We start from the raw sequence: 12,064 nt of genomic DNA, 5'->3' as shown, positions 1-12,064 counted from the left end.
CGGAGGAATCTGTTGTCGGGAAAGTCGCTAAAAGGAATCGTTGAAAGCATCCTGTTCGTTCACGACCAGCCGCTCACGCTGGACCGGCTGGCGGGCATCCTGGAAGAGTTCGAGCGAACCGACCTGCGCGCCGCGCTGGACGAGCTGATCGAGGAGTACGAGACCGCCGAGCGCGGCATCGTGCTGATCCAGGTTGCCGGCGGCTACCAGTTGAGAAGCCGCCCGGAGCACGGCGACTACATTCGCAGGCTCAACAAGACCAAGGGGGTCAAGTTCAGCCAGTCCGCCCTGGAAACCCTCGCCATCGTCGCCTATCGCCAGCCCATCACCCGTGCTGAGGTCGAGTACCTGCGCGGCGTCGATTCCGGCGGTGTGATGAAGAGCCTCCTGGAAAAGAAGCTGCTGCGCATCATGGGAAAGAAGGACGTCCCCGGCAAGCCGCTCATTTACGGCACCAGCCGCGAGTTCCTGGAACTGTTCGGCCTGAAGGACCTGAACCAGCTTCCCACCCTCAAGGAGATCCATGAACTGGTGCCGCCCGATCCCTTCGCTGACCAACCTGCGCTCCCGCTTGGATCCGCTGTCGCTGCCGAATCCTTGGCTGCCGCCGAACCGGTTGAATCCGTTGTTTCGGTTGACTCGCTGGACTTCGTTGAAGGGTAGTCGCTGCTGAGTTAGAATATTGCCTGGTGCGCTGTTCATTAGCATTTCCGCAAAAGGAGGCTGGTATGGTACGGCAACCTGCAGTAGCTGGTAAGTTCTACACCGGCGACCCCGACCGGCTCCGCCAGGAGCTCGCAGAGATGATGCCGCAGGGGCAGACGCAAAAAGCGATCGGGATCATCGCCCCGCACGCGGGGTATGTCTATTCCGGCAAGGCAGCAGGCAAGGTGTACGCCGCGGTCCAGGTACCCGACACCGTGCTGATTCTGGGGCCGAACCACACCGGGGCCGGTGTGGCCGCCGCACTCGCCCCCGAGAACGAATGGCTCACGCCGCTGGGCCCTGTGCCGGTGAACCGGCGCCTGTCGAAACTTATCCTCGAAAACGCCCCGCTGGTCCGGGAGGACCCGCTGGCCCACCGCTTCGAGCACTCCCTGGAAGTCCAGGTTCCTTTCCTCCAGTACCGAAACCCCGGCGTCTCCATCGCAGCCCTCTGCCTTGCGCTTCCCGACTTCCCCTCCATCGCCCTGGTGGGCGAGGGGATCGCCCGTGCCATCGCGGCCTACGGCGAGGACGTCCTCATCGTGGCGAGTTCCGACATGACCCACTACGAATCCGCTGCCGCTGCCAAGGTGAAGGACGACCAGGCGCTGGCCCGGCTGGCCGAACTGGATGCCGAGGGGCTCTTGAAGGTCTGCCGCGAGAAGAACATCACCATGTGCGGCGTCATTCCGGCCACCGCGCTCCTGGTCGCGGCGAAGATCATGGGTGCCAGCTCCTGCCGCCTGGTGCACTACACCACCAGCGGCGAGGTCAGCGGCGACCTGCGCAGCGTGGTCGCCTACGCCGCCCTCATGGTTTCCTGATGGAGATAATCACCACCCACGTCAACGCCGATTTCGACTGCATCGGTTCCATGGTCGCTGCCAAAAAGCTCCATCCCGATGCAGTCCTGGTGTTTTCCGGGGCACAGGAAAAGGGGGTGCGCGACTTCTTCCAGAAGGCGCCCCATCCTGAATTTGAGTCTTTGCGCATCAAGGACGTAGATTTCTCCGCCGTAACCCGCCTGATAGTCGTCGACTGCCAGCACTCCTCGCGTCTCGCCAAATTCGGGGAGCTCGCCCAGAAAGAGGGAGTCGAGCTGCTGATCTACGACCACCACCCGATCAGCTCCGGCGACCTCAAGGCCGCCGGCGGCATCATCCGCCCCTGCGGCTCCACCACCACGATTCTCGCCACGCTCCTCATGCTGCGCGGCATCGAGGTGAGTCCCGCCGAAGCCACCCTGATGATGCTCGGCATCCACGAAGACACCGGCAACCTCACCTTCCCCTCGACCACCTCCGAGGACTACGCGGTTGCCGCCTGGCTCCTGGAGCGGGGCGCCCAGCTGAACGAGGTCGCCGACTCCATCGGCAGGGAGCTGACCGTGGAGCAGGTCTCGCTTCTGAACGACCTCCTCACCTCCCTGAAGACCAGCTCGCTCAAAGGGGTGGACGTCTCGGTGGCGCACGCCTCTGTGGACCGCTACATAGGCGACATCGCCTCGCTGGCGCACATGATCCGCGACATGGAGAACCTGCAGGTCCTGTTCCTGGTGGTGGGGATGCAGGACCGCGTCTTCGTTGTCGCCCGCAGCCGCATCCCTGAGGTGAGGGTGGGGGAGATACTGCGCGAGCTGGGGGGGGGAGGGCACGCCACGGCGGCGTCGGCCACGGTGCGGGGGCTCACCCTGATCCAGGTGCTGGAACAGTTGGAGGCGGTGCTGCGCAAGCGGGTCGATCCCATACGCGTCGCGCGCAGCATCATGTCTTTTCCGGTAAAGACCCTTCCCCCCGACTGCACTATCGAGGAGGCGCGCGAGCGGCTGGTTCGTTACAACGTGAGCGCCATGCCGGTCCTCTCCGGTGACCAGGTGCTGGGCATCATTTCCCGGAAGACGGTGGAGAAGGCGCTCTACCATAACCTCAACACGGTGCCGATTTCCGACTACATGCACTCCGAGTTCTACTCGGCCACGCCGGAGACACCGATCAGCGAGATCCAGAGCTACATGGTGGGGGGGGACTCGCGGCTGGTGCCGGTTCTCGATCAGGGGCAACTGGTGGGGGTGATCACCCGCACCGACCTGTTGCGTTACAGCCTGGGAAGCGAGGCGATCTACGACCTGTCGCGCGACGCCATCCAGGTGAAGAACCGCGAGGTCGAGGGGATGATGAGGCGCTACCTCCCCAAGAGCTCGGTGGAGATCCTGCACAACCTTGGGCGGGTCGGCGACCGGCTCGATCTCCCGGTCTACGCGGTGGGGGGCTTCGTGCGCGACCTGTTGCTCGGACAGCAGAATTCCGATGTCGACGTGACCGTCGACGGCGACGGTATCCTCTTCGCCGAGGCCTTCGCCGCCGAATTCGGCTGCCGAGTCAAGAGCCACGAGAAATTCGGCACCGCGGTGATCGTCTTCCCCAACGGGTTCAAGATAGACGTTGCCAGCACCAGGCTGGAGTACTACGTCTCGCCCGGGGCACTTCCTACCGTTGAGCGCTCCTCGCTTAAGATGGACCTGTACCGCCGCGATTTCACCGTGAACACCCTGGCCATCGCCCTCAACAGCATGTCCTTCGGCAAGCTGATCGACTACTTCGGCGCCTACCGCGACCTGCAGGCCAAGGTGATCCGGGTGCTGCACAACCTCTCCTTCGTGGAGGACCCGACCCGGGTGTTCCGCGCCATCCGCTTCGAGCAGCGGCTCAACTTCAAGATCGCCAGGCACACCGAGGACCTGATCAAGAATGCGGTGAAGATGGACTTCCTGGTGAAGCTGGGGGGGAGGAGGCTCCTCTCCGAGCTGGTGCATATCCTGAGGGAAAAGGAACCGCTGCAGGGGATCAGTCGCATGGCGTCCTTGGGACTTTTGCGCTTCGTCCACCCGTCTATCGAATTGACGCCGGAGCTGCAGGCGGCACTCGAGGAGGTGCGCTACGTCGTCTCCTGGTTCGACCTCTTGTACCTGGAACGCCCCTACGAGCGTTGGGCTGTGTATTTCCTCGCCTTGTGCGAGGTGCTCTCGTATGAGGAGTTCTGGGCGACCTGCAGCAGGCTCGCCGTCGGTGAGCACCAGAGGGCGCACTTGGCCGAGGCGCGGCGCCAGGGCGCGGAACTGATCGGCGCGATGGAGCGCAAGCTGGCCCGGCAGGAGCGGCTGGAGAACAGCGAGATCTACTTCACCCTGTGCGGACTTCCCGTGGAGATCCTGCTTTACCACATGGCCAGAAGCGGCAACCCCGAAACCAAGCGCTGCATCTCCCTTTACTTCACGAAGTTGCACGGCATGCACACCCTGATTGGCGGCGAGGACCTGAAGAAAATCGGCATAAAGCCAGGGCCTCTCTACCGGGAGCTTTTGGATGCGGTGCTGAGCGCGAGGATGAACGGCAGGGTCTCCAGCAAGGAGGATGAATTACGGCTGGTGGCCGAGCTGCGATCCTAGCTGTGTTTTTTTTGCCACAGTCCCGTCTTTTAGCGGTGGTGACGTAAAATGCCGGGAAGTAACGTTTTTTGTCATAAGCGCCTGTGAAGTGAGGCGTTTGCAGCACATTAATGAACGCTGCCCCAACCCCCCCGTTACCCCTCTTTATCCGATGTCCGTTGTATCATCTATTAAATCCGGCAGGTTAGCTATTGTGTGGCGGTTGGTTCCGGTTTTGGCCCCTGATTTGCAACGGTCTCGGCGGTTTGCTGCATAAACCGGTAAAGGGGACCGTATGAAGAATCTGAAGCGCGCCGTGGTCGTCGTAATAACCCTCCTTTCTATGGCAACTCCCTGTCTCGCAGAAGAAAACGCTATGAAAACTGTCTTCGAAGATGCCTTCTACGGCGGTCTCGCCGGTGGCCTGGTCGGGGCGGCCATGCTCGCCTTCACGGACAAACCCGGGGACCACCTGCAGAATGTAGGCATCGGCGCGGGTATCGGTGTCATCGTCGGTGCCGTCTACGGCGCGGTCACCACCTCCAAGTCCCTTGCGGAATACGAAAACGGCAAGGTGAAGTTCGCCATCCCCACCATCCACCCCGAATTCAGGGAAGCAAACGCCAAGGGGCAGAGCAATATCGTCGCCATGGCGGAGTTGCTGCGCGGCAAGTTCTAACAGATCTATCCCCTCGATATAACAAGACCCAACGGGAGGCCGATGCCTCCCTTTTTTTTTGCACCTGCACCCGGGGTGGTATAAACTTCACGAGTTTGCAACAAAACACCGGGGGGTGCCCATTGACGGACATCGAAACACGGCCTGACTTGCGTTGCTACACCGACGCCATGCTCACTTGGGTGAGCGGGCGTGGACGCATCCTCATCGTGGTGCACGACAATCCCGACCCCGACTCGCTCGCCTCTGCGATGGCCCTCAGGCAGCTGTTCGCGGTCCGGCTGAACCGCGAGGCGGTGATCGCCTTCTCAGGGATGATCGGCAGGAGCGAGAACCTCGCCATGGCCAAGCTGCTGCAGATCCCGCTCACACCGTTCCCGCTGATCGATCTCAAGGCCTTCCCGGTGATCTGCCTGCTCGACACCCAGCCAGGCACCGGCAACAATTCGCTTCCTCCCGAAGTGCGCGCCGACATCGTCATCGATCACCATCCCATGCGCGAGGGGAGCGCCTCCTGCCGCTGGGTCGATATCCGTCCCAACTACGGCACCACCGCGACGATCCTCTACGAGTACCTGAAGGTGCAGGGGGTCTCGCTCGGGACCAAGCTCGCCACCGCGCTTTTCTATGCCATCAAGTCCGAGACCCAGGACCTGGGACGCGAGGCCACCCGCCCCGATCGGGACGCTTACCTGGTCCTCTTCCCCCTGGCCAACAAGACGCTGTTGAACAGCATCACCCGCCCGAACCTCCCCAGGGAATATTTCATCGCTCTGCATAGCGCCCTGGAGCACGCCAACCTCTACGGCAAGGTGCTGGTAGCCTCGCTGGACGGGGTGCAGTTCCCCGAGGTGGTCTCGGAGCTGGCCGATCTCCTGGTACGGCTCGAGGGAACCGAGACGGTCCTTTGCCTGGGGCACTACAGCAACGAGCTGGTCCTCTCCATCCGGACCACCAGCGAGGAGATCAACGCCGGTGAGCTGATCCGCAAGCTGGTGGTGGGGATCGGAACCGCCGGGGGGCATGGCATGATGGCGGGGGGGAAGGTCGACAACGTCTCCCTGGAGCGGGTCCCAGAACTCGAGGCGGTGCTCACGCAGAGGTTCCTGGCCGAGCTCGAGGTGACCGAGCCACCATTAGCGTTAGTCCCGTAAACAATTCATGAAAGCGGTTGCCAAAGCCCCCTTAAAATGCTAGTAAATACGGTATGTCCGTATTCCTAGATAACGCAGCGACTTCATTCCCAAAACCGGACGCCGTCTATCAGGCGATGGATGCTGCCATGCGGGAAGTCGGTGTTGCGCCGGGCCGGGGAGGGTACCGGCAGTCGCTTGCCGCGGCCCGCATAGTCTTTGAAGCACGCTCCGCACTAGCCCGCTTTTTCGGGGTCTCGGACTCCTCCCGCCTCGTGTTCACCCACAGCGCAACGGAATCGATCAACATCGCGGTGTTCGGACTGCTAAAGCCCGGCGACCACGTGGTTTCCACCAGCGTCGAGCACAACGCGTTGTCGCGCCCGCTGCACCTGGCCGCAAAGCGCGGCGTCGAGGTCACTTTCGTCGCGTCCGACCCCTGCGGCGTGGTATCGGAACAGGAGATCGCCCGCGCCATGCTCCCCAACACGAGGCTGGTGGCGCTCGCGCACTGCTCCAACGTGACCGGCGCGGTCCAGCCCATCGCCGAAATCGCCCACATCGCACGCCGCGGGGGAGCGCTCTTTTTGGTTGACGCCGCGCAGAGCGCCGGATTCTTCCCGATCGACGCGGAGGCAATGGGCATAGACCTGCTGGCCGCGCCCGGCCACAAGGGACTCTACGGCCCTCCCGGCACCGGCATCCTGGCCGTCGCCCAGGGCATCACGCTGGAGCCTCTGCAGGTGGGCGGAACCGGCGGCAGCGCCAGCGCCCCCGAGCCCCCGGAGCAGATGCCCGAACGGCTGGAGAGCGGCACCATCAACACCCCGGCCATCGCCGGGCTGAAGGCGGGGCTCGAATTCGTCGAGGCGACCGGCCTCGACGTGATCCGCGCCAAGGAGACGGCCCTGGTCGGCCAGCTCCTGGAAGGGCTTTCCGGCATCGCCGGGGTGCGACTGTACGGCCCCCTGCAGGGGGAGCGCGGCGCCGCCGTTTCCTTCAACGTAGAGGGGCACGATCCGGCCGCCCTCGGTTACCTGCTCGACGCCGAATACGACATCAGCGTCCGGGTGGGCCTGCATTGCGCACCGGACGTGCACCGCAGCATCGGCAGCTTCCCCGAGGGGACCGTCAGGGTCAGCCCCGGCTTTTTCAATACCGAATCGGATATCGACTTTTTTCTTAAGGCGCTGCGTGAGATAATATCATGAGACTCGCGCCGCTCTCATGAGGGGCCGGCAGCTCAGGCGGACCCGGTTGGTCCAAACCATTACGTGTCAGACGGCTTAGGCCGTGGAAGGGGATATTACGAAAAGTTCAGCTTTGTTGGTCAAGGATGAGGTATTTGCTTTTTCTGAAGGCAGCAACGTACAGGGAGTGGATATGAAGAAAATCTATGTTCTTGATACAAATGTGCTTCTGTACGACCCGCAGGCTCTCACCAAGTTCGAAGACAACTCCATCATCATACCCATCACCGTTATCGAGGAAATCGACCGTTTCAAGAAGGACATGAACGAGACCGGCCGCAACGCCCGCCAGGTCTCCCGTCTCATGGACGCCTTCCGCAAGGAGGGCTCCCTCTCGCAGGGGCTCGCGCTGGAAAGCGGCGGGACGCTGAAGATCGAGATCTACGAAGAGAAGGTGATGAAGCGGCTCCCCCCGGAGTTGCGCGAGGAGCGGGGCGACAACCGTATCCTGGCGGTGGCTGTGGATCTCATGGAATCCCAGAAGCAGATGCCGGTCATCCTGGTCACCAAGGACACCAACCTGCGCATCAAGGCCGACGCCCTGGGACTCGCGGCGCAGGATTACGAATCCGACAAGGTCGCCATCGACGAGCTCTACACCGGCTACGCCACGCTGGAGGTCGGGGCAGATGTGATCGATCGCTTCTACGGGCAGGGGTGGATGGACATTGACAACGGCTACCTCCCCAACCAGTACCTGCTCCTCACCGAGGCGGGGAACCCCTCGCACAGTGCGCTGGGGCGCTTCGACCACGTCTCCCGCAGGATGGTGCCGCTTGGGAAGCTCGACAAGGAAGGGGTCTGGAGCCTGTTCCCCAGGAACCTGGAGCAGTCCCTGGCGCTTGACGCGCTTCTGGACGACAACATCAAGATCGTGACCCTGGTCGGCAAGGCCGGCACCGGCAAGACGCTCCTCGCCATCGCGGCCGGGCTGCAGAAGACGGCCGAGGAGAACGTCTACAACCGCCTGCTGGTATCGCGCCCGGTGTTCCCGATGGGGCGCGACCTCGGTTTCCTCCCCGGGGACATCGAGGAGAAGCTCTCCCCCTGGATGCAGCCGATCTTTGACAACGTCGAGCTCCTCTTGAGCGGTCATGAAGGCGAGAAGCGCCACAGCAAGGGGTACAAGGAGCTGATGGCGATGGGGATCCTGGAGATCGAGCCGCTCACCTACATAAGGGGGCGCTCCATACCGAACCAGTACATGATCGTCGACGAGGCGCAGAACCTGACCCCGCACGAGATCAAGACCATCGTGACCCGCGCCGGCGAGGGGACCAAGATCATCCTGACCGGCGACCCGTACCAGATCGACAACCCCTACGTGGACGCCGAAAGCAACGGCCTCACCTACGTGGTGGAGCGCCTGAAAGAGCAGGCCATCTCCGGCCACGTAACCATGACCAAGGGTGAACGCAGCGAGCTGGCCGAGCTGGCGGCGAACCTGCTGTAACCAACCCGAAAACTTCAGAATGGGAGAAAAAAGGGGGCACGCTGCTGGTGCCCTCTCTATTTTTTTATGCTTCTTCTTGCGTTGGAATCTTCATGTGACGAAACCGCGGCCGCGGTGGTGAAAGACGGCAGGAACGTGCTCTCCAGCATCGTGGCCTCCCAGATCAGCATCCATGCCGAGTACGGCGGGGTGGTTCCCGAGATTGCCTCGCGGCAGCACCTGGAGGCGGTGTCCCTCGTGGTGGAGCAGGCGCTCCGGGAGGCGGGGGTGGGGATCGCGGACATCGAGGGGGTCGCCGTGACCCAGGGGCCCGGGCTCGCCGGCGCGCTCCTGGTCGGCATCTCCGCCGCCAAGGGACTCTCTTTGGGGAGAGGCTTGCCTCTGGTCGGGGTGAACCACATCGAGGGTCACCTCCTGGCCGTCTTCCTGGAGAGGCCGGTCGAGTTCCCCTTCATCGCGCTCGCCGTGTCGGGTGGGCACTCGCACCTGTACCGGGTCGACGGCATCGGCCGCTACCAGACGCTCGGCCAGACCGTGGACGACGCCGCCGGCGAGGCCTTCGACAAGGTGGCCAAGCTGATCGGGCTTCCCTACCCGGGCGGGGTGGCCATCGACCGCCTGGCGGCCGGCGGCGACCCGCAGGCCATCAAGTTCCCGCGCCCGCTTTTGCACGACGGCACCTTCAACTTCAGCTTTTCCGGGCTCAAGACCGCGGTGCTCACCCACGTGGGCAAGCACCCGGAGGCGAAGGAGCAGGGGATCAACGACTTGGCCGCCTCCTTCCAGGCCGCGGTCTGCGAGGTGCTCACCAAGAAGACCGCAGCGGCCGTCGCCGCGACCGGGATCAAGCGGCTGGTTGTGGCCGGCGGGGTTGCCTGCAACAGCGGCCTGCGCCGCTCCATGGCCGAATTCGCCCAGGCGAGCGGGGTGGAACTCTCCATCCCCTCTCCGAACCTGTGCGCCGACAACGCGGCCATGATCGCCGTCCCCGGCGATTTCTACCTCGGCGCCGGGTATCAAAGCGGCTTCGATCTCGACGCCCTGCCGGTTTGGCCGCTGGACAAGCTTTCGGCGCGTTTCCCCGGAGGGATGTGATGGAGAAGAAGATCAAGGCGAAAAAGGAGTTCGGCCAGAACTTCCTGGTGGACGACAACGTGCTCTCCCGCATCGTTTCCTGCGTGGCTCCCGGCAGCGACGACTGCATCCTGGAGGTGGGGCCGGGCCGGGGGGCGCTGTCCCGTCTCCTGGTCGCCAGCGGCGCGCGCTTCGTGGCGGTCGAGTGGGACCGCGAACTGATCCCGTTGCTGCACGCCGAGTTCGCCGGCAACGACCGCGTCGAGATCGGCCACGGCGACATTCTCAGGGTGGACCTGCCCCAGATCCTGACCACGCGGGCACCCGGCAGGAAGTGGAAGGTCGCCGCGAACCTCCCCTACAACATCTCGTCGCAGGTGCTCTTCAAGTTCATGGAGCACTGCGATCTCTTCGAATCCCTGGTGCTCATGCTGCAAAAGGAGGTGGGGGACCGCCTGACCGCCCCCGCCGCATGCAAGGAGTACGGCGCCCTCACGGTCCTTTTGCGGCTGCACTTCGACATCCGCCGCGAGTTCATCGTGAAGCCCGGCTCCTTCCGTCCCGTCCCCAAGGTCGATTCGGCCGTGCTCAGCTTCATCCCGCTGGCCGCACCGCGGGTCGAGGTGGGCGACGAGGAGCTCTTCCGCCGCCTGGTCAAGGGGGCTTTCAACCAGCGCAGGAAGACCCTTTTGAACTCGCTTCGCTCCACCGGCTTCGACGACGGTGACGGCTCGCTGAGCGCCGCGCTTTCCCGCTGCGGCATCGACGGTCTCAGGCGCGGGGAAACGCTGTCGCTGGAAGAGTTCGCCGCCCTTTCCAGGGACTTGTGCTCCGGGAAAACTCTGGCATAACCACCCATGGATGTGCTATATAAGAACGCTAATTTTTAATCCCTAGAGGAGTACGCCTCATGAAAGTATGCGTGATCGGTTCCGGATACGTCGGCCTCGTCGCCGGCACCTGCTTCGCTGAAAGCGGCAACGACGTCATCTGTGTCGACGTCGACCAGGAAAAGATCGAAGGTCTCAAGCGTGGCGTGATCCCCATTTACGAGCCCGGCCTCAAGGAGATGGTGCTCAGAAACGGCGAAGAGGGACGCCTTAAGTTCACCACCGACCTGGACGCCGCCGTCAAGGAGTCCCTGGTCTGTTTCATCGCCGTGGGGACACCGCCGGGTGCGGACGGCTCCGCCGACCTGCAGTACGTCCTCTCCGTGGCCCGCAACATCGGCCGTGCCATGGAAAGCTTCAAGATCATCGTGGACAAGTCCACCGTCCCCGTGGGGACTGCCGACAAGGTGCGCGCCGCCGTAAAGGAAGAACTGGCCAACCGCGGGGTGCACATCGAGTTCGACGTCGTCTCCAACCCCGAGTTCCTCAAAGAGGGGGCGGCCATCGACGATTTCATGAAACCGGATCGCGTGGTGATCGGTACCGACAACGTGCGCACCGCCGAAATAATGAAAGAGCTGTACTCGGCATTCATGCGTAAGTCCAACCGCATGCTGGTCATGGACATCAGAAGCGCCGAGATGACCAAGTACGCCGCCAACGCCATGCTGGCGACCCGCATCACCTTCATGAACCAGATCGCGAACCTCTGCGAGCTGATGGGCGCCGACGTTATGGCAGTGCGCGAGGGGATCGGTTCCGACTCCCGCATAGGCTACGACTTCCTCTTCCCCGGCGTCGGCTACGGCGGCTCCTGCTTCCCCAAGGACGTGAAGGCGCTGGCCAGGACCGCGGACGAGTGCAGCTACGACTTCATCCTGCTTAAGGCGGTGGAAGAGGCCAACGAACGCCAGAAGCGGATTCTCTCCGACAAGATCGAGCGCCACCTGGGGCAGGGGGGCGACAAGCCTCTTGCAGGCAGGAGCATCGCGGTCTGGGGGCTTTCCTTCAAACCGCGCACCGACGACATGAGGGAGGCTCCCTCGTTGACCATCATCAACCGTCTCCTGGAGCTGGGCGCCACCGTGCGGGCCCACGACCCCGAGGCGCTCAACGAGGCGAAGAAGCATTTCGGCGACCGGGTCGGCTACCACATGAACCAGTACGAGCCGCTCAAGGGGGCGGACGCCCTGGTGATCATCACCGAGTGGAACGAGTACCGCAACCCCGACTTCGAGCGGATCAAGACGCTCCTGGTCAACCCGCTCATCTTCGACGGCCGCAACCTGTACCAGCCTGAGCGGATGCGCGAGATCGGCTACGAGTACTTCCCCATCGGCAGAAACGGTGCTGCGTGCTGCGAGATGGAATAACACTAACTGCTGTTCTGCGTTGCATGTTCTAAGTTCTACGTTACACGGCTGTTGCGCATGGTGCACCGCTTGTGTGGCAACAA

The 12,064-nt window shown here is 63.0% G+C and carries 10 protein-coding genes; all 10 read left to right on the top strand.

Features of this window, described 5'->3' with window-relative positions:
* Positions 1 to 12 precede the first annotated feature (12 nt).
* Positions 13 to 663 (top strand): SMC-Scp complex subunit ScpB, encoded by a 651-nt coding sequence (gene scpB / locus KOM00_RS10715; RefSeq protein ID WP_236026886.1) that lies wholly within the window; start codon positions 13 to 15, stop codon positions 661 to 663.
* Positions 664 to 728: 65 nt separating this feature from the next.
* Positions 729 to 1,529, top strand: a complete 801-nt coding sequence (gene amrB / locus KOM00_RS10710; protein ID WP_216498909.1) for an AmmeMemoRadiSam system protein B — start codon at positions 729 to 731, stop codon at positions 1,527 to 1,529.
* Positions 1,529 to 4,150: a CBS domain-containing protein gene (locus KOM00_RS10705; RefSeq protein WP_216498908.1), complete on the top strand. Its 2,622-nt coding sequence runs from the start codon at positions 1,529 to 1,531 to the stop codon at positions 4,148 to 4,150. The genes amrB and KOM00_RS10705 overlap by 1 nt, the downstream gene beginning before the upstream one ends.
* Positions 4,151 to 4,505: 355 nt before the next feature.
* Positions 4,506 to 4,808, top strand: coding sequence for a hypothetical protein (locus tag KOM00_RS10700; protein WP_236026885.1), 303 nt, complete (start codon positions 4,506 to 4,508; stop codon positions 4,806 to 4,808).
* 170 nt (positions 4,809 to 4,978) lie between these two features.
* The gene (locus KOM00_RS10695) at positions 4,979 to 5,962 is read left to right on the top strand and encodes a DHH family phosphoesterase (RefSeq protein WP_216499085.1); all 984 of its coding nucleotides are present in this window, start codon (positions 4,979 to 4,981) and stop codon (positions 5,960 to 5,962) included.
* 53 nt (positions 5,963 to 6,015) lie between these two features.
* Positions 6,016 to 7,152 (top strand): aminotransferase class V-fold PLP-dependent enzyme, encoded by a 1,137-nt coding sequence (locus KOM00_RS10690; RefSeq protein WP_216498906.1) that lies wholly within the window; start codon positions 6,016 to 6,018, stop codon positions 7,150 to 7,152.
* 172 nt (positions 7,153 to 7,324) lie between these two features.
* Positions 7,325 to 8,644 (top strand): PhoH family protein, encoded by a 1,320-nt coding sequence (locus tag KOM00_RS10685; protein ID WP_216498905.1) that lies wholly within the window; start codon positions 7,325 to 7,327, stop codon positions 8,642 to 8,644.
* Positions 8,645 to 8,710: 66 nt separating this feature from the next.
* Positions 8,711 to 9,739 carry a tRNA (adenosine(37)-N6)-threonylcarbamoyltransferase complex transferase subunit TsaD gene (gene tsaD, locus KOM00_RS10680; protein ID WP_216498904.1) on the top strand — a complete coding sequence of 343 codons (1,029 nt, stop codon included), beginning with the start codon at positions 8,711 to 8,713 and terminating at the stop codon, positions 9,737 to 9,739.
* Positions 9,739 to 10,569 carry a 16S rRNA (adenine(1518)-N(6)/adenine(1519)-N(6))-dimethyltransferase RsmA gene (rsmA, locus tag KOM00_RS10675; RefSeq protein WP_236026883.1) on the top strand — a complete coding sequence of 277 codons (831 nt, stop codon included), beginning with the start codon at positions 9,739 to 9,741 and terminating at the stop codon, positions 10,567 to 10,569. Before tsaD ends, rsmA begins: the two co-directional genes overlap by 1 nt.
* Before the next feature lie 59 nt (positions 10,570 to 10,628).
* Positions 10,629 to 11,981, top strand: a complete 1,353-nt coding sequence (locus tag KOM00_RS10670; RefSeq protein WP_216498902.1) for a UDP-glucose dehydrogenase family protein — start codon at positions 10,629 to 10,631, stop codon at positions 11,979 to 11,981.
* Positions 11,982 to 12,064 lie beyond the last annotated feature (83 nt).

Source organism: Geomonas diazotrophica, assembly GCF_018919385.1.
GTDB classification, from domain to species: domain Bacteria; phylum Desulfobacterota; class Desulfuromonadia; order Geobacterales; family Geobacteraceae; genus Geomonas; species Geomonas diazotrophica.
Note: the sequence above shows the minus strand (reverse complement) of the source record. Positions and strands in the feature narration are given on the sequence as shown.